We start from the raw sequence: 17,903 nt of genomic DNA on the forward strand, positions 1-17,903 counted from the left end.
GCACCGGGTACAGCGAAACGGTGGGCCGGGACGAATCCCGACCCACCGTTCTCGGCGTGTCAGCCGAAGATGAGTGCCAGCACCGTGGCGCCGCCACCCGTGAGGATCAGTGCGCCGATGACGATCCACGCCACCAGCCGCGTGCGGTTGAGGCGGCGGTCGCGCTGTCGCATGTCGTCGTCCTCGGCGAACTCCAGCTCGGGTGGGATGGTGTTGTCCGTCATCAGACGCCCTGCGGGATGACCGCGCCGAACGCGTTCGGCAGCGTGGCGCCGTTGGCGGAGCGCAGCTCGTCGACGGAGAAGGTGGCGATGTCCTGGATCTCCAGCGTGGCCTCGGTGTCGGTCACGCCGATGCGCAGCACCGGGTAGCCGCGACCCTCGCAGAGGCCGCGGAACTTCACGTCCTCCTCACGGGGGACGGAGACGATCACGCGGCCGGTGGACTCCGAGAACAGGGCGGTGACGGCATCGACGCCATCGCGCTCCATGATCTCGCTCAGCCAGACCCGCGCTCCCACACCGAAGCGGGTGACCGCGTCGATGAGGGCCTGCGCGAGGCCGCCCTCGGAGAGGTCGTGAGCGGAGGAGACCAGCCCCTGCTCGGCTCCGGCGCGCAGCGTCTCGGCCAGGCGCTTCTCGCCCGCGAGGTCCACCGCCGGCGGGCGTCCGCCGAGGTGCTGGTGGATGGTGGCCGCCCACTCGGAGCCGGACAGCTCATCGCTGGTCACGCCCAGCAGGTACAGGTTCTCGCCCGCATCCTGCCAGCCCGACGGAATGCGGCGGGCGACGTCGTCGATGATGCCCATCACGCCGACCACGGGGGTCGGGAAGATCGGGGTGTCGCCGGTCTGGTTGTAGAAGGACACGTTGCCGCCGGTGACCGGGATGCCCAGCTCCACGCAGCCGTCGGCGAGGCCGTCGGTGGCCTGGCCGAACTGCCACATGACCTCCGGGTTCTCCGGGGACCCGAAGTTGAGGCAGTCGGTGACGGCGGCGGGGACCGCGCCGGTCACGGCCACGTTGCGGAAGGCCTCGGCGAGGGCGAGCTTCGCGCCCTGGTACGGGTCCAGCTGGCAGTAGCGGCCGTTGGCGTCGGTGGCGATGGCGAAGCCCAGGCCCGACTCCTCGTCCACACGGATCATGCCGGCGTCGTCGGGGAAGCTGAGCGCGGTGTTTCCCAGCACGTAATAGTCGTACTGATTGGTGATCCAGCTGGGGTCGGCGAGGTTCGGGGCCGAGGTGACCCGGATGATCTGCTCGCGGATGGCCTCGGGGGCGTTGTCGCGCGGGAGTGCCGAGGCCGAATCGGCCTGCAGCGCGTCGATCCAGGTGGGGTATGCCACCGGACGCTCGTAGACCGGACCGTCGACGGCCACCGTGGACGGGTCGACGTTGACGATCTCCTCGCCATGCCAGAAGATCTGCAGGCGCCCGTCTCCGGTCACCTCACCGAGCACCGAGTACTCCACGTTCCACTTGTCGAGCACCGCGACGAACGCGTCGAGCTTGGCCGGGTCGACGATCGCCATCATGCGCTCCTGCGACTCCGACATCAGGATCTCCTCCGGGGTGAGGGAGGAGTCGCGAAGCAGCACGTCGTCGAGGTCCACGCGCATGCCGGATCCGCCGTTGGCGGCCAGCTCGCTGGTGGCGCAGGAGATGCCCGCGGCGCCGAGGTCCTGGATGGCCTCGACCAGCTCGCCCTTGTAGAGCTCGAGGCACGCCTCGATGAGCACCTTCTCGGCGAACGGGTCGCCGACCTGGACGGCGGGGCGCTTGGTGGGCCCGCCATCGGCGAAGGTGTCGGAGGCGAGGATCGACGCGCCACCGATGCCGTCGCCACCGGTGCGTGCGCCGAACAGCACCACCTTGTTGCCGGCGCCCGTGGCGTTGGCGAGCTTCAGGTCCTCGTGGCGGAGCACGCCCACGGCCAGGGCGTTCACCAGCGGGTTGCCCTGGTAGACGGCGTCGAAGACGGTCTCGCCGCCGATGTTCGGCAGGCCGAGGCAGTTGCCGTAGAAGGAGATGCCCGACACCACGCCGTGCACGACGCGCGCCGTATCGGGGTTGTCGATGGCGCCGAAGCGGAGCTGATCCATCACCGCGACCGGGCGCGCGCCCATGGAGATGATGTCGCGGACGATGCCGCCGACGCCGGTGGCCGCGCCCTGGAACGGCTCGATGTAGGAGGGGTGGTTGTGCGATTCCACCTTGAAGGTGACCGCCCAGCCCTCGCCGATGTCCACCACGCCGGCGTTCTGTCCCATGCCCACCATGAGACGTTCCTTCATCTCGGGCGTGACCTTCTGACCGAACTTCTTCAGGTAGATCTTCGAGCTCTTGTAGGAGCAGTGCTCCGACCACATCACCGAGTACATGGCCAGCTCACCCGAGGTGGGGCGGCGGCCGAGGATCTCGCGGATCTGGGCGTACTCATCGGGCTTCAGCCCGAGCGCCGCGTACGGCTGTTCCTTCTCCGGCGTCGCGATGGCGTTCTCGACGGTGTCGGCGACGGGGCGGGCGGTGGATTCTGCGGCGGAAGTCACGCGGCTGCACTCCAGATTTCGAGGGTGGGCGAGCAGGTTCAGTCTATCTGGCGTGTCCCGCCTCGTCGGACGGCCCTCGTGCGTCGCTGCGGGCGCGGCTGATAGCCTGATCGGCTCGGCGTGCGCCGGGCGGAAGGACGCACATGAACGAGCTTTTCGACGCGAATCGCGCCAACTGGGACGACCGTGCCGTGCTGCACGCCGCACGCGACGGCAGCGGCTACGGGGTGGGCCGCTTCATCGAGGATCGCGCGCTGCTGAGCGACGTCGTCCGGTTCGACATCCCCCTGCTCCCCGATGTCGACGGACGTCGCGGTGTACATCTGCAGTGCCACATCGGCACCGACACCCTCTCGCTCGCCCGTCGCGGCGCGCGCATGACCGGGCTCGACTTCTCCGGAGAGGCCGTGGACGCGGCCCGCCGCCTGGTGGCGGAGACCGGGGATGACGTCCGCTACGTCGAGGGCAACGTCTACGACGCCGCCACGATCCTCGACGGCGAGAAGTTCGACTTCGTGTTCACCGGTATCGGCGCGCTGGGGTGGCTGCCCGATGTCCGTGGATGGGCTCGTGTCGTGGCGTCGGTGCTCGAACCGGGGGGATTCCTGTTCATCCGCGAAGGGCACCCGGTGCTGTTCGCCGCCGACGAGACCCGCGACGACGACGTGCACTTGCACTATCCGTACTGGGAGCATGACGAGCCGCTGGTGTGGGACGACGCGACCACCTACGTGGACGTCACCGCGCCGATTGCACACACCCGCACCTACGAGTGGAATCACTCGATGGGAGAGATCGTGACTGCTCTCATCGAGGCGGGCATGCGCATCGACCTCCTCGTGGAGCATGACAGCGTGCCGTGGGAGGCGCTCCCCGGACAGATGATCGAGCGCGACAACGGTGAGTTCGCGCTCGCGGACCGGCCGGAGCGGATGCCGCTCAGCTACACCCTCCGGGCCACGCGGACGTGATCACGACGCTCACGCCGCGGTGATCGCGAGAGCGTAGACGATGCTCATCGCGGCACCGAGCGCGGCGCCGGCGGCCAGCTCGCCGAGCGTGTGGGCGCGCAGATGAAAGCGTGCCCACACGACGGCCGCGGGGATCACGAGCGCGACCAGGCCGATCGCGCCGTACAGGCAGACCTGCAGCCCGGCGAAGAACACCGCGAGCGTCGCATGGATGGAGAGCTTCCAGCGCAGGGTCACGATCGAGACGACCGCGAGGGTCACCACCGCCAGGACGGCCAGCGCAAGCAACGGCCGCGGTGCGCCGATGAGTGCCGTGACGACAGCACCCACGACCACGACCACCAGAGTGCCGAGAAGGATCGGGATGCGCTGACGGCGGTTGGACACGAACCTGCCGCTCAGCCTGCCCGCCCGTGCCAGCCAGATGGTCGACGCGTACGGCAGGATCGCCATCGTCACGACCGACACGATGGTCGCGGCGACCGCTCCGCTGGGAAGTCCCACCTGCAGCAGCCCGATCAGCAGCAGCGGGGCGGGACCTGCGATCTCGGAGATGACCTCGGCAAGGCGCGTGAAGCGGGGCCGCGCCGGCTCATCCGCGGTCGGTCCAGGCGAGGAGATCTCCACACACCCAGTCTGCCGCGGGAGGGCGGACGACGTCAGACCTCCCGCCCGGCGATGTGCACCGATACCGGCCGGATGCGCTCGTCGCCGGGCTTCCACGTGAATCGCAGGACGTCCGCCCGCGCCCCGACACGCCAGGGTGCGGCGCCGTCGAGCAGCCGTGCGGGCGCGTCCGCCGCGAGGTCCATCGCCTGCGCGAGGGATGCGGTCAGGCATGCGATCGTGCCGACTCCCACGTCGAGCGTCTGGATCGAGCCGGCGAGGAACCCGGTGGCGCGATGGCGCAGCGCGCCGTCCGCCGCGATCTCCACGCCGCCGCCGACCGTGGAGACGCCGCCGTCGCGAAGAGCTGCGGGGGTGGCGACCGCATCGCTCACCAGGAACGCGCCGTGTTCGCCGTCCGGACCCGGACGCTTCGCCGCGATCATCGTGCGCAGCGTCGCATCGGGAAGGTGGTGCCCGTCGGCGATGAGTCCCGCTGTCAGGCGAGGCTCCGCCAGCTGGCTCCAGAGGTAGTTGGGGTGACGGGGCAGCACCCCGTGCGCTCCGTTTCCGAGGTGGGTCGACAGCGACGCGCCCGCGTCCACCACGGCGCGGATCTGGTCGTCGTCGGCGTGCGTGTGTCCGATGGAGACGCGGACACCGTGCGACACCAGGAAGCGCGTCGCCTCCACGGCGCCCGCGTGGTGGGGCGACAGCGTCACGATGCGGAGGAGGCCGGGTGCCGCATCCAGCCACGACTGCAGTTCATCGATCGCCGGCGGGCGGATGTGCTCGATCGGATGGACGCCCCGGGGGCCGTCCTCGGGTGAGAGGCTGGGGCCCTCCACGTGGATGCCCGCCACCATGTCGGCGGCGAGCGGATCGTCGGTTGCCGCGACCACCGCGTTGATGCGCGCCAGCATGTCCGACGCTGATGCGGTGATGATCGTCGGCAGGAACCGCGTCACACCCACGGCGGCGAGGCTGCGCGCCATCGCCATGATCTGCTCCGGGTCCGGGACGGAGGCGTTGGCGTCCCCCTCGCCGTGTCCGTTCACTTGCAGGTCCACCAGGCCTGGCGCGATCCACGGGCTGTCCGCATCCACGTCACATGCGGTGAGCGCGGCGATGCGATCGCCGACCACCGTCACTGCGACTCCGGCGCCGTCTCGCGGGTCGCGGCCGCGCAGGATCAGCGAGGTCATCCCGCCACCGGGAGGAGAGCCGCGGCGTCCGCATCGACGTGGACCTCGCAGCGGGAATGACGCCGCAGCACGGTGCAGGGCCACGCCGGGTCCACCGGCTCCTCCATCAGCGCACGAACAGCGTCCGCCTTCCGTCGATCCGGCACCGCGCACACGAGGTGGGCACCCGCGAGGAGCGCCGGGATCGTGAGGGTGAGTGCGTGGGTGGGCACATCGCTCAGGGTATCGAAGCACTCGTCGTCGACCTGCTGGATGCGGCTGGCCTCGTCGAGACGGACGGAGCGCACCGCAGCAGGGTCATCGAAACGCGCCTCCGGCGGGTCGTTGAAGGCGATGTGGCCGTTGACGCCGATGCCGAGACAGACCAGGTCGATGGGGCCGTCGGCGAGAAGGGCGCTGTAGCTGTCGATGGCCTCGGCCACACCCAGCTCGGGGCGCAGCGGCAGGAAACGGGCATCGCCCACCGCGTCGACGAGATGTGTCCGCAGCCACACGCTGAAGCGCTGCGGCGCCTCCGGGTCCAGCGCCACGTACTCGTCCATGTGCAGGATCGTCACCGCACTCCAGTCGATCCCGGGCTCCGCGGCCAGCGCGCGATAGACATCCAGCTGGCTGGGGGCGGCTGCCGCGATCATGCGGGCGGACCCGCGCTCGGCGATGGCGGTGCGGAGGGTCGCTGCGGCGGAGGCCGCGGCGGCCGCACCCATGGCGATGCGATCGGGATGGGTGTGCAGGGCGAACGAGGGCGTGCTCATGTCGAGCAAGATTAATGCAACCGCTTGCAAAGTCAAGCCGGGTTTCGCGGGGTCGCCGGTATCGTTGAGCCATGACCTCGAAGCGAAAGGGCCGCGTGACGCTTGCCGACGTCGCGCACGCCGCGGGCGTGTCAGAGTCGACCGCCTCACGCGCGTTCACCCGACCCGAACTGATCAAGGCCGACAACGTCGATCGAATCCGGCGGATCGCAGCCGAGCTCGGCTACTCGGCGGATCCTCGCGCGCGCGCCCTCTCCACGGGGCGCACCTCGAACATCGCCCTGATCGTGCCGGACATCGCGAATCCGTTCTTCCCCCCGCTCGTGCGCGCCGTGGAGAACGGTGCCGAACAGGCCGAGTTCGCGGTCTTCCTCGGCGACTCCGACGAGCGGGCCGAGCGCGAGGGCGTGCTCATCGATCGGTTGGAGCCGCAAGTCGACGGATTTATCCTCGCCTCGTCGCGGCTCGCCGATGAGCGGATCCTCGAACTCTCCGAGCACACGCCCACCGTGCTGATCAATCGCGACGTCCCCGGCGTTCGCCGGGTGCTGGTCGATGCGGCCACCGGCGCGAGGGAGGCGGTGGAACTGCTTGCCGCGATGGGGCACTCCGACATTGCGTACCTCGCGGGTCCACCCGCCACCTGGGCGGATGCGCAGCGCCGCGGCGCGGTGCTTGCGGCGGCCGAGGCCGCGGGATTGAGCGTGTCCGTTCTGGAGCTCGGGCGGCCGAGCTACGAGGCGGGACGCGAGTGCGTGGGATCGCTGATCGCCACGGGCGCCACGGCCGCGGTGGCCTTCGACGACGTGGTGGCGCACGGGGTGCTCGCGGGCTTCACGCTCGTCGGCCTCGAGGTTCCGGCCGACTTCAGCGTCATCGGCTGCGATGACGTGCTGGCTGCCACCACGCTGCCCGCCCTCACCACCATCGCCGGCGGGAGCGCGGCGAGCGGGGCGGTCGCCCTCGAGGCACTGCTCGCGCTGATCCGCGGCGATGCGGACGACGTGGACGAGCGGACCGCGATCGCCGGTCACCTGGTCCACCGTGCCAGCGTCGCACCTGTTCGCTCACGTCATCGTTGACACTGCAAGCGGTTGCATGATTCAATGCCCACATGACAGGCATTGTGATCGCCGGCGTGGCGCACTCCCATGTCGACTACGTGACCGCGGAGATCCGCGAACGGGCCGACATCGAGCTGCGGGGTGTCTTCGACCCCGACGCTGAGGCCGCGCGGCGCATCGCCGCGGAGTTCGGCGCCCCGGTGGCCGAATCACTGGACGAGCTCCTCGGCCTCGGCGCCGACATCGTCGCCTGCGCCGGGGTGTACGCCCAGCGCGCCGACATCGTCCTGGCCGCACTGCACAGCGGCGCGGACGTGCTGTGCGACAAGCCGCTCTGCATCACCCTCGACCAGCTCGAGCGCATCGCGGCGGCTCAGGCCGAGAGCGGTCGGAACATCTCCCTGATGCTGGAGAAGCGCACCTACCCCGAGACGCTGGCCACCGTCGCCGCGGCAGAGGAGCTCGGTCGCCCGGTGGCACTGGCCTCCTGGGCGCCGCACAAGCTGTTGCGGGGCATCCGCGCACCCTGGTTCCTCGACCCCGCCACCTACGGCGGCATCCTCGCCGACCTGCTCGTGCACGACGTGGACATCGCCCTCACCCTCACCGGGGCCACGAGCGGTTCGGTACGGGGATGGACCGGTGCCGAGCTGGAGAGCGGTTTCGCTCTGAACGGCGGAGCCGTCGTCACTCTCGACACCCCGGGCGCATCGTCCGCCGTCCTCACCGCGGAGGTCGATTGGCTGACGCCGAGCGGTTCCGAGATCCACGGCGACTACCGGATGCGCGTCGTCGGCACGCAAGGCACGGCGGAACTGTACTGGGGTCGCGGCGTGCTCGAGCTCACCACCGTGGACGCGCCGCGCCGCACGGTCGAGCTGGCCCCCGGACGACGACCCGCCGAAGACGCCCTGAACGCGCTGCTGGCGGGCGGATCCGATGCGGCGGGGGCGACCGCCGACGCACTCCTGGTCACTCGCATCGCCCTCCTCGCCGAGGAGAGCGCACGCCGGGGTGGCATCGAGCTCTCCTGGAAGGCATCCGCATGACAGACATCGCCATCGTCGGGGCCGGATTCATCGGCGGCGTGCACGCGCGGCTCATCGATTCGCTCGACGGCGCTCGCGTGAGCGCCGTGGTCGACACGGACGTCGAGAAGGCCGCCCTGCTGGCCGGGCCTCGCGGAGCACGGGTCGCCGGCTCCCTCGACGAGCTCGCCGCCGCCGGGGCTCTTCCCGCCGTCGTCAGCGTCTGCACCGTGAGCGCCGGACATGCCGACCTGGCCGTGCGCGCCCTCGAACTCGGGTGCGACGTGCTGGTGGAGAAGCCGATCGACATCACGCTCGACGCGGCCGCACGGGTGGCCGAGGCCGCGGAACGCACCGGACGGACGGTGGGCGTGGTGAGCCAGCGTCGATTCCTCGACAGTTCCGCCGCGCTCCGGCAGGCCATCGACGCGGGTCGTCTGGGCCACCTCACCGGCGGCACCGTGGAATCCCCCTTCTTCCGTCCGCAGTCCTACTACGACTCCGGCGACTGGCGCGGGACGCGGGACCGCGACGGCGGCGGCGCGCTGATGAACCAGGGCATTCACGCCCTCGATCTGCTCCTCTGGTTCCTGGGCGAGGCGGCTACGGTCACGGCGGCGGCATCCTGCGTCGCGCACGAGCGAATCGAGGTGGAGGACGTCGTCGGCGCCGCCATCGGCTTCGCCTCGGGTGCCGTCGGCACGGTGTTCGCCTCGACCGCGGCGTTCCCCGAGAGCGGCGTTCGCCTGTCGGTCTTCGGAACGGAAGGCTCGGCCACCGTCGCCGACGGCCGCCTCACCCTGCGATTCGCGGATGGTGAGGAGATCGTCGATGACAGCGCACCGGAGGGATGGACCAGCATCGACTGGGCCCATCGCGCCCAGTACGCCGACCTGCTCGATGCCCGCGCCGCCGGTCGCGCCCCCGCGATCGGCCTGCCCGACGGCCGGCGCGCCCTGGCTGCCGTGCTCGGCATCTACGAATCCGCGCGCACCGCTCGGACCGTATCGCTCACCTGATCCACCCCATCGCACACCCGATCCGCGCAACCGACCCCCTCGGGAGCGCGGCTACCAACGGAGGTAGTCCATGAATCGCACCACTCGACTCGCTGCGGCCCTCGCCGCGGCGACCGTTAGCGCCCTCGCGCTCTCGGCCTGCGCGCCCGCCGGTGCTCCCACCGGTGACGGCTCGGCGGCCGCGGGAGATGTCACCATCCGGTTCGCCTGGTGGGGCTCCGATGCTCGGCAGAAGAACACCCAGGCGGCCATCGACGCCTTCGAAGCCGCCAACCCCGGCATCACCGTCGAAGCGGAGTTCGGGGACTGGGCGGGATACTGGGACCGCCTGGCGACGCAGACGGCCGGCGGGAACACGCCCGACGTCATGCAGATGAGCGACGCCTACCTCGCCGAGTACGCGGGGCGAGGAGTCCTCCTGCCGCTCGACGACCAGTCGGGGATCGACCAGTCGCACCTCGACGCGGGTGGCGTGGCGGCCGGAGAGGTCGACGGCACGCTGTACGCGTTGCAGGCGGGCGCGAACTATCCCGCCGTGCTCGCGAACCCCGCGCTGTTCGAGGCGGCGGGCGTCGAGATGCCCGACGACAAGACCTGGACCTGGGACGACTACCTGGCCACGGCGGAGAAGCTCAGCAAGGCCGGCGTGGGCGCGGTGGGAACCGATTCGATCATCGGCGACCCGGTGACCAACGCGTGGCTGGCGCAGCACGGCAAGTCGCTCTTCACCGCCGACGGCAAGGTCGGCTTCGGCGAGGGAGATCTGACCGGCTACTTCCAGCTGGTCTCCGACCTCAGCACCTCCGGCGCCGCGCCGGCTGCATCGGTGATCACCGAGCAGATGGTGCTCTCGCCCGACCAGTGGGGAATCGCGACAGGCAAGAGCGCCATGGGCTTCGCCTGGTCGAACCTGCTCACCACGATCGAGGGCACGCTCGGCTCTCCGCTGACCCTGTTGCGCCTGCCCGCCGACAAGGACGCGAAGGCCACGGGTGAGTACCTGCGCGGCGCGATGTACTACTCGGTCGCGAGCACCTCGAAGCATCCGGCCGAAGCCGCCAAGCTGGTGGACTTCCTGCTCAACGACCCGGCCGCGGGGGATGCTCTGCTGGCCGAGCGCGGACTCCCGCTGAACACGGAGATCCGCGAGGGAATCGCTTCGAAGGTGAGTGAGCCCGAACAGCGCCTCATCGCGTTCACCACCGACAACGCCGACGCGTTCGGTGCGGCACCGCCGGTGCCGGCCGTCGGCGGAGGAACCTACGACCAGGTCATCCAGCGCGGGATCTCCGACGTGCTCTTCGGCAAGGCCGACCCGGCGACGGCATCGGCGAACGTGCACCAGGAACTCACCGATCTGCTGGCCGCAGCCGGCTGAGAGACGCACCGTGACCGCTCCGACCCTCACCCGGATCCCCAGCCGCCCGCGCGGGCGGAAGGGGATCCGGGAATCCCTCGCCGCCTACGGCTTCCTCGCGCCCTGGATGATCGGCATGCTCGCCTTCACCCTCGGCCCGGTCGTCGCGTCGTTCTTCCTGTCCTTCACGAAGTACAACCTGCTCCAGCCGCCGACCTGGATCGGCACTCAGAACTACGAGAAGATGCTCACCGACGAGCGGCTGCAGCACGCGCTCGGTGTCACCGTCACCTACGTGGTGGTGGCCGTGCCGTTCCAGCTGGTGGTGGCGCTGGGCCTGGCGATGCTGCTGGATCGCGGCATGCGGGGGATGTCCTTCTACCGCTCCGCCTTCTACCTGCCGTCGATGCTCGGCTCGTCGGTGGCCATCGCCGTGCTGTGGCGCCAGATGTTCGGCGCCGACGGACTCGTCAACCAGGTGCTGGCGATGTTCGGGGTCGAGGGAGCGAGCTGGATCGCGGATCCGGACACGGCGCTCGGCACGCTGATCCTGCTGCACGTGTGGACTTTCGGGTCGCCGCTGGTGATCTTCCTCGCAGGCCTGCGAAACATCCCGCGGATGTACTACGAGGCGGCGCAGGTGGACGGCGCGGGTCCCGTGCGCCGATTCCTCTCGATCACCCTCCCGCTGCTGTCACCGATCATCTTCTTCAACCTCGTGCTCCAGGTGATCGGTGCGTTCCAGACGTTCACCCAGGCGTTCGTCGTCTCCAACGGCACCGGAGGACCGTCCGACGCGACGCTCTTCTTCACCCTGTACCTGTACCAGAAGGCCTTCCCGGGCTTCCAGATGGGGTACGCCTCGGCAATGGCGTGGCTGCTGCTGATCATCATCGCGGCCGTGACCGCGCTCAACTTCTGGCTCTCGAAATGGTGGGTGTTCTATGAGGACTGATCTCGTCGACACGACCGCTGACTCCTCGGTCACCGAGGCGATCATCACCGGCCGCCCTGCACCGCGCCGTCCTCGCGGAAGCGCATCCCCGGCCGGACGCGTGCGGTCGATCTTCAAGCACGTGGGCCTGGCGCTGCTCGCCCTGCTCATGCTGTACCCGCTCGTGTGGATGCTCGTCGCCTCCTTCCGCCCGAGCGAGGACGTATTCACCCCCGGGCTGTCGCTGGAGGGCATGACCCTGGAGAACTACACGCTCGGGTGGGATGCGCTCTCGCAGCCGTTCGGGCGGTATCTGCTGAACTCCGCGCTGGTGGTGCTCGGCGCGATCGTGGGAAACCTGGTGTCGTGCTCGTTGGCCGCCTACGCCTTCGCTCGGCTCACCTTCCGTGGCAGCAAATGGATGTTCGGGCTCATGCTGCTGACCATCATGCTGCCGCTGCAGGTGATCATCGTGCCGCAGTACATCATGTTCAACTCGGTCGGCTGGGTGAACACGGTGCTGCCCCTCATCGTGCCGAAGTTCTTCGCCACCGACGGCTTCTTCATCTTCCTTATGATCCAGTTCATCCGAAGCCTGCCCCGAGAGCTGGATGAGGCGGCGCGCATCGATGGCTGCGGACACTTCCGCACGTTCTCTCAGATCATCCTGCCGCTCATGACACCGGCGCTGGCGACCACGGCGATCTTCACGTTCATCTGGACGTGGAACGACTTCTTCAGCCAGGTCATCTACCTGACCTCGCCGGAGGCCTACACGGTGCAGCCCGCGCTGCGGGCCTTCATTGACTCACAGGGCCAGAGCTCCTGGGGGCCGCTGTTCGCGATGTCGATCATCTCGATCCTGCCGGTCTTCCTGGCATTCCTCTTTGGTCAGAAGTACCTGGTTCGCGGCGTCGCCACCACGGGTCTCAAGTGAGGCCGAGGCGGACGGCTCAGTCGGCGTCGCCCGCCTCGACCTCCACCGTGTAGGCGGACAACTCGATGCCGATGGAGCTCGCGGTCCCGTCGAGCAGCAGCTCGGTGCCGACCGCGGGCTCCAGGTCGGTGTCGTCGCGGCGGACCGGCTCGGAGGGCAGCCCCGCCCACTCGGCGGGCTCCTCCGGCTTCTGCGTGAACATTCCCATGCACACAGTCTGCGCCCTGACGGTGCGGAGGAGGCTTGCGGTGGTCCTGACCCGTGTGGAGTTTTCCCACCTTAGATAACTTTATTGAAAGCTAATAAAGCTCTGATACTGTCATAAACTCACCGAGTAAGAGGTCGACATGGACAGCGTCAGCAACCCGTACACCCCGAACGCCGGTGCTTCCCCGGAGACGATCGCTGGCAGAGACGAGCAGCGGGACGCCTTCACCGCTCTTCTGAAACGCCTCGCTCGTGGCAAGACCAACCAGTCGCTGATCATCACCGGATTGCGCGGCGTGGGTAAGACTGTACTGCTCAACGAGTTCCGCGAGATCGCGGAGGCTGAGCGCTGGGAAGTTCTGGAGATCGAGGCGAGCAAGCACGACGACACCCGATTCCGGCAGAACCTGGCGGGGTTGCTGAAGGCTGCGGTCCTGCGCCTGTCGCCGCGTGCCCGGTGGACGGATCGCGCGCGCCGTGCCGCGTCCGTGATCACTGCCTTCGCCGTCGCGGTTGACCACCAGGGAACATGGTCGCTCTCCTGGGATGTCGAGGCAGCTGAGGGCGCCGCGGATCATGGCGATCTGGCGATGGACCTCACGGATGTCCTGGTCGCCGTGGGCGAGTTCGCGCGCGAGCAGCAACGAGGTGTTGCGATTCTCGTCGATGAGGTCCAGTTCCTCACGAGTCCTCAACTCGAAGCGCTCATTCAAGCGATTCACAAGACGGTGCAGCGGAAGCTGCCGGTGACGTTCGTCGGCGCAGGTCTGCCGCAGATCGCGGAGCTCGCGGGAGACGCAAAGTCATATGCCGAGCGTTTGTTCCAGTTTCCCAAGATCGACTCGCTCAGAGAAGCGGATGCCCGGAAAGCCCTTGTCGAGCCGGCGCTCGCGGAGGGCGTGTCCTACGAGGACGACGCGGTGCGGCTCGCCCTGCAGATCACGCGGGGATATCCATACTTCATCCAAGAGCTGGGGTCTCAGGTATGGGCAATCTCCGAGGGATCGCCGATCCTTCGTCGTGACGTGGAGGCCGCGCGGGAGGCCTACGAGGCGAAACTAGACAGCTCGTTCTTCAGAGTTCGCCTCGATCGCGCCACTCCGTTGCAGACGGCGTACATGCGAGCGATGGCAGAGCTTGGTCCGGAAGCTCAAAAGGCTGCCGATGTGGCCAGGGTTATGGGGCGGGAATCCACCCAACTCGGCCCGACGAGGGCGGAACTCATCAACATGGGGCTTCTCTACACCCCGGAGCATGGCTACGCCGCGTTTACTGTTCCCGACTTCGACAAGTTCATGTTGCGCGCGGTGCCGAAACTGGTGGTACCCGACGTTGAGAAGCGTCGCAAGAAGAGTCGATGAGATGAAGCGCTGCCCGGCGAAGCAGAGCCGGCTCGCAGCTGCGGCCACGCTGAGCGTCGGTGCGGGCTCTCAGCCCTTCATCGCCACACCGCGGCGCCAGTAGCCCATGAAAGCCACCTGTGCGCGGTCGATGCCGACGTCCTTGACGAGATGACGACGCAGAGTGGTGACCACGCCGCTCTCGCCCGCGATCCAGAAGTAGCGGTCGGCATGCGGAGCGGACGTATCGAGCTCCTCACCGAGTCCGGAGAAGGTGGGAGTCTCCCACACCGGGTTCTCGGTCTCTACGTCGGTCACCTCCGCGGTGGGCGCGGCGCCGAGGTGGCCGAGCACCGTGGGCAGCAGGAGTGTGCCGTGCGGAGCATCGCCGCGCGGGAGCCAGCACACCTGCACGCCATCCGGCGCGGCGATCGGCAGGGCATCGGCCGGGTCGGGCACCTCGATGAACGCGATGCCGCGGAGGTCCGCGGGGGCGTCCTCCAGGACGCGCGCGATCGCCGGAGCCGCGGTCTCGTCGCCGGCCAGCAGGACCGATGTCGCGTCACCGGGTGCGTACTCGATGCCGCCCCAGTCGTGACCGCGCCGCGGACCCGCGATGATCAGCTCATCGCCCGGTGAGGCCTGGTTCGCCCAGGATGACGCCGGGCCGGTGAGGCCGGGAGCGAGGTGCAGGACGAAGTCCACGTCCACCTCCGTGCCGGCATCGGTCACCCGCAGATCACGGATCGAGTACGTCCGCATGGAGCCGCGCTCGGCCTCATCGACGGCCAGCCACGCCTGATACCAGCCGTCTCGCCCATCCAGCTCGGGCAGCACGCCCGACGCCGGCGGGAAGATCAGCTTGATGCGCAGGTCGAACACCGCGCCGGGGGTGGCGAAGTCGTCGAGGGCCGCGCCGCCGAACGTCACGCGGACGAAGTTCGGCGAGACGCGCTGCACCGCGCGCACCTCGGCCCGGATCACGACGAAGGGCGTCGCCTCGGTGGTGGTCTCAACGGACATGGTGCCTCCCGATGGGCGTGACCATCGGCTTGCCCGAGACGGGGTCGATGGTGATCTGATTGGGCAGCCCGAACACGTCCTCGACGAGTTCGGAGGTGAGGATGTCGGCGGGGGCGCCGGCGGCGTGGACGCGCCCGTCTCGGATGGCGACGAGCTCGTCCGAGTAGCGCGCCGCAAGGTTGAGGTCGTGCAGCACCATGACGATGGTGGTTCCCCGTTCGACCGACAGATCGGTCAGCAAGTCCAGCACCTCCACCTGGTGCGCTACGTCGAGATAGGTGGTCGGCTCGTCGAGCAGCAGGATGTCGGTCTCCTGTGCCAGCGCCATCGCGATCCAGACACGTTGGCGCTGACCGCCGGAGAGCTCGTCCACCGACCGATCCGCCAGGTCCGTGGTGCCCGTCGCCTCCAGAGCGTCGGCCACCACGTCGTAGTCGTGCGCGCTCCACCGGGCCAGCGCTCGCTGGTGGGGGTGTCGGCCACGGCCCACCAGGTCGGCCACGGCGATCCCCTCGGGGGCGGTGGGGCTCTGCGGCAACAGGCCCAGCACGCGCGCCACTTCGCGCGTGGAACGCGTGTGAAGGGCCGCGCCGTCGAGCACCACCTGTCCGCTGACAGGGGAGAGCAGCCGGGACAGCGCGCGCAGCAGGGTCGACTTCCCGCAGCCGTTGGCGCCCACGATCGAGGTCACCCGTCCCGGGGCGATCTGCAGATCCAGGGCGTCGACGATCGTGCGGTCGCCATAGGAGAGGGTGAGTGCGTCTGCGGACAGCGAGTGAGAGACGGTCACAGGGAGCCTCCGGCGCGGTTGGTGCGGATGAGGAGCAGGATCAGATACGGCGCGCCGAGCACTCCGGTCACCACGCCGACGGGGTAGCGCGTGCCGAAGGCGAACTGCCCGATCAGGTCGGCGACGATCACGAGGACCGCGCCCACCAGGGCACTGGGCAGCAGCGGAGAGCCTCCGGCGGGCACCAGCCGGGCCGCGATGGGACCCGCCATGAACGCGACGAACGCGACGGGGCCGACGGCGGCGGTCGCGAAGGCGAGCAGCGCCACCGCCCCGAGGATCAGCACGATGCGTGTCGGCTGCACCCGCACGCCGAGGCCGGCCGCCGAGTCGTCGCCGAGTTGCAGGATGCGCAGCGAGCGTCCGGTGGCCAGCATCGTCGGCGCCAGGACCACCCATGCGATCAGAAGCGGGACGACACGCTCCCACGAGGCGCCGTTGAGGCTTCCGGTCAGCCACTGCATCGCCGTCTGGATGTCCCACGACGCGGCGCGGGAGAGCACGAAGGAGACCACCGCGTTGAGCATCGCCGCCAGGCCGATCCCGATGAGGATCAGTCGGGTTCCGGAGAAACCGCCGCGGTGGGAGAGCAGATAGATCGCCAGAGCGGTGAGCAGGGCACCGCCCAGGGCGAACAGCGAGACGCCGGTGTCGCTCATACCCAGCAGCACGATGGCGATCACTGCGGCTGCACTCGCGCCGGAGGAGATGCCGATGATGTCCGGTGAGGCGAGAGGGTTGCGCAGCATCGTCTGGAACGTGGCGCCGGCGAGCCCGAATGCGGTCCCGGCGAGAACCGCGGTCACGGTACGGGGAAGGCGCAGCTCGCCCACGGTGAAGGACGCGCCCGGCACGGTCTCGCCGAGGATCACCCGGATCACCTGGGAGGGGGAGTAGAAGGTCTGCCCGATCATCAGGCTCGCGGCCACGGCTGCGACGAGCGCGAGCGTGAGGATGCCGATCACCACGATGCGCCGTCGGTTGCGCGACCGGCGGCCCGCGATGATCGCGGCCCGTGCCGTCGCCGCAGACGAGGTACGGGGCGGGGTCTGCATGACGCTCACAGTTCACGCACCTTCTGACGACGCACGATCCAGATGAAGAACGGCGCTCCGATCACCGCGGTGACCACTCCCACCTGGATCTCGTCGGGGCGGGCGATTACTCGGCCGAGCACATCGCCCGCGACGAGCAGGCACGCACCGGTGAGGGCGGAGAACGGGACGAGCCAGCGATGATCGGTGCCCACGAGCATGCGGCAGACATGGGGAACGACCAGGCCGACGAAGGCGATCGGTCCGGCGATGGCGGTGGCCGCGCCCGCCAGGATGACCGCGCCGACGGTGGTGATGAGCCGGGTCCGGGCGACGCGCACGCCGAGACCGGTGGCCAGATCGTCGCCGAGGGCGAGCGAGTTCATGCCGCGCGAGCTGACCACGCAGATGAGCGCGCCCACGAGGAGCACCGGGGCCAGGATCGCGATGCGATCCCACGTGGCGCCGCCGACCCCGCCGATCTGCCAGGACTGCACCGACTGCAGGATGTCCACGCGCGGTAGCAGGATGGCGCTCACCAGAGAGGTGAGTGCGGCGGTGGTCGCGGCTCCGGCGAGGGCAAGCTTGAGCGGGGTCGCGCCGCCGCGACCGAGTGAGCCGACCACGTAGACGAACGTCGCAGCGAGGGCGGCGCCGATGACGGCCAGCACGATGGAGGCGACCGGATCGGTCGTGCCGGCGAACGCGATGCCGCAGACGACCGCCAGGGCTGCACCGCTGGTGACACCGAGGATTCCGGGATCGGCCACCGGGTTCCGCGTGACCGCTTGCATCCCGGTTCCGGAGATCGCGAGGGCGGCGCCCACCAGGATCGCCAGCACCGTGCGAGGCATGCGCTTGATGACCGCCGCCTGGGCGAGGGTGTCCGACTGGCCCGAGAGCGCGCCGGCGATGTCATTGAGTGTGACCTCGGCCGCGCCGAAGGCCACCGATGCCACGCACAGCAGGGCCAGCAGCACAATGCCGGCGCCGAATGCGAGCAGGCGCACCCGCATCGGTCGCCGGAGCACGTCGGCGACCGATGCGGGTGGCATCAGGGTGGAGGTCACGAGAGCGCAGACTCC

At 69.3% G+C, this 17,903-nt stretch carries 18 protein-coding genes; 8 read left to right on the plus strand and 10 right to left on the minus strand.

Annotated features, from left to right (window positions below):
* Positions 1–59 precede the first annotated feature (59 nt).
* Both LQ566_RS16390 and purL read right to left on the minus strand, forming a co-directional pair.
* The gene (locus LQ566_RS16390; protein WP_231092883.1) at positions 60–224 is read right to left on the minus strand and encodes a hypothetical protein; all 165 of its coding nucleotides are present in this window, start codon (positions 222–224) and stop codon (positions 60–62) included.
* The gene (gene purL, locus LQ566_RS16395) at positions 224–2,548 is read right to left on the minus strand and encodes a phosphoribosylformylglycinamidine synthase subunit PurL (protein ID WP_231092849.1); all 2,325 of its coding nucleotides are present in this window, start codon (positions 2,546–2,548) and stop codon (positions 224–226) included. The genes LQ566_RS16390 and purL overlap by 1 nt, the downstream gene beginning before the upstream one ends.
* A 143-nt stretch (positions 2,549–2,691) precedes the next feature.
* On the opposite strand from purL, the gene LQ566_RS16400 reads away from it, so the two are divergent.
* Positions 2,692–3,519, plus strand: a complete 828-nt coding sequence (locus tag LQ566_RS16400; RefSeq protein WP_231092850.1) for a class I SAM-dependent methyltransferase — start codon at positions 2,692–2,694, stop codon at positions 3,517–3,519.
* A 9-nt stretch (positions 3,520–3,528) separates the two neighbouring features.
* Here the strand turns inward: LQ566_RS16400 and LQ566_RS16405 are convergent, their stop codons facing one another.
* From LQ566_RS16405 to LQ566_RS16415, 3 genes are read right to left on the minus strand one after another with little or no spacing between them, the layout of a single operon-like run.
* A complete protein-coding gene (locus tag LQ566_RS16405) occupies positions 3,529–4,146 on the minus strand; it encodes a hypothetical protein (protein WP_231092851.1) in 618 nt (205 codons plus the stop codon).
* A gap of 32 nt (positions 4,147–4,178) precedes the next feature.
* Positions 4,179–5,330 (minus strand): N-acetylglucosamine-6-phosphate deacetylase, encoded by a 1,152-nt coding sequence (locus LQ566_RS16410; RefSeq protein ID WP_231092852.1) that lies wholly within the window; start codon positions 5,328–5,330, stop codon positions 4,179–4,181.
* Positions 5,327–6,085: a 6-phosphogluconolactonase gene (locus LQ566_RS16415; RefSeq protein ID WP_231092853.1), complete on the minus strand. Its 759-nt coding sequence runs from the start codon at positions 6,083–6,085 to the stop codon at positions 5,327–5,329. The genes LQ566_RS16410 and LQ566_RS16415 overlap by 4 nt, the downstream gene beginning before the upstream one ends.
* Positions 6,086–6,156: 71 nt before the next feature.
* On the opposite strand from LQ566_RS16415, the gene LQ566_RS16420 reads away from it, so the two are divergent.
* From LQ566_RS16420 to LQ566_RS16445, 6 genes are all read left to right on the plus strand, one after another.
* The gene (locus LQ566_RS16420) at positions 6,157–7,167 is read left to right on the plus strand and encodes a LacI family DNA-binding transcriptional regulator (protein WP_231092854.1); all 1,011 of its coding nucleotides are present in this window, start codon (positions 6,157–6,159) and stop codon (positions 7,165–7,167) included.
* 32 nt (positions 7,168–7,199) lie between these two features.
* Positions 7,200–8,198: a Gfo/Idh/MocA family protein gene (locus tag LQ566_RS16425; RefSeq protein WP_231092855.1), complete on the plus strand. Its 999-nt coding sequence runs from the start codon at positions 7,200–7,202 to the stop codon at positions 8,196–8,198.
* Positions 8,195–9,196 (plus strand): Gfo/Idh/MocA family protein, encoded by a 1,002-nt coding sequence (locus tag LQ566_RS16430; protein WP_231092856.1) that lies wholly within the window; start codon positions 8,195–8,197, stop codon positions 9,194–9,196. The genes LQ566_RS16425 and LQ566_RS16430 overlap by 4 nt, the downstream gene beginning before the upstream one ends.
* 70 nt (positions 9,197–9,266) lie before the next feature.
* Positions 9,267–10,574, plus strand: a complete 1,308-nt coding sequence (locus LQ566_RS16435; protein ID WP_231092857.1) for an ABC transporter substrate-binding protein — start codon at positions 9,267–9,269, stop codon at positions 10,572–10,574.
* A 10-nt stretch (positions 10,575–10,584) separates the two neighbouring features.
* Positions 10,585–11,508 (plus strand): carbohydrate ABC transporter permease, encoded by a 924-nt coding sequence (locus LQ566_RS16440; RefSeq protein WP_231092858.1) that lies wholly within the window; start codon positions 10,585–10,587, stop codon positions 11,506–11,508.
* Positions 11,498–12,424: a carbohydrate ABC transporter permease gene (locus LQ566_RS16445; protein WP_231092859.1), complete on the plus strand. Its 927-nt coding sequence runs from the start codon at positions 11,498–11,500 to the stop codon at positions 12,422–12,424. Before LQ566_RS16440 ends, LQ566_RS16445 begins: the two co-directional genes overlap by 11 nt.
* Positions 12,425–12,440: 16 nt before the next feature.
* Here LQ566_RS16445 and LQ566_RS16450 read toward each other — a convergent pair whose 3' ends face one another.
* Positions 12,441–12,632, minus strand: coding sequence for a hypothetical protein (locus LQ566_RS16450; protein ID WP_231092860.1), 192 nt, complete (start codon positions 12,630–12,632; stop codon positions 12,441–12,443).
* 139 nt (positions 12,633–12,771) lie between these two features.
* On the opposite strand from LQ566_RS16450, the gene LQ566_RS16455 reads away from it, so the two are divergent.
* Positions 12,772–13,992 carry an ATP-binding protein gene (locus LQ566_RS16455; RefSeq protein ID WP_231092861.1) on the plus strand — a complete coding sequence of 407 codons (1,221 nt, stop codon included), beginning with the start codon at positions 12,772–12,774 and terminating at the stop codon, positions 13,990–13,992.
* 69 nt (positions 13,993–14,061) lie between these two features.
* Here the strand turns inward: LQ566_RS16455 and LQ566_RS16460 are convergent, their stop codons facing one another.
* From LQ566_RS16460 to LQ566_RS16475, 4 genes are read right to left on the minus strand one after another with little or no spacing between them, the layout of a single operon-like run.
* Positions 14,062–14,994, minus strand: coding sequence for a siderophore-interacting protein (locus LQ566_RS16460; RefSeq protein WP_231092862.1), 933 nt, complete (start codon positions 14,992–14,994; stop codon positions 14,062–14,064).
* Positions 14,984–15,784, minus strand: a complete 801-nt coding sequence (locus LQ566_RS16465; RefSeq protein ID WP_231092863.1) for an ABC transporter ATP-binding protein — start codon at positions 15,782–15,784, stop codon at positions 14,984–14,986. The genes LQ566_RS16460 and LQ566_RS16465 overlap by 11 nt, the downstream gene beginning before the upstream one ends.
* The gene (locus LQ566_RS16470) at positions 15,781–16,839 is read right to left on the minus strand and encodes a FecCD family ABC transporter permease (protein WP_231092879.1); all 1,059 of its coding nucleotides are present in this window, start codon (positions 16,837–16,839) and stop codon (positions 15,781–15,783) included. The genes LQ566_RS16465 and LQ566_RS16470 overlap by 4 nt, the downstream gene beginning before the upstream one ends.
* Before the next feature lie 5 nt (positions 16,840–16,844).
* Complete coding sequence (locus LQ566_RS16475) at positions 16,845–17,888, minus strand: FecCD family ABC transporter permease (RefSeq protein ID WP_372459819.1); 1,044 nt, start codon at positions 17,886–17,888, stop codon at positions 16,845–16,847.
* Positions 17,889–17,903: the final 15 nt, after the last annotated feature.

The organism is Microbacterium nymphoidis, from assembly GCF_021044885.1.
GTDB classification, from domain to species: domain Bacteria; phylum Actinomycetota; class Actinomycetes; order Actinomycetales; family Microbacteriaceae; genus Microbacterium; species Microbacterium nymphoidis.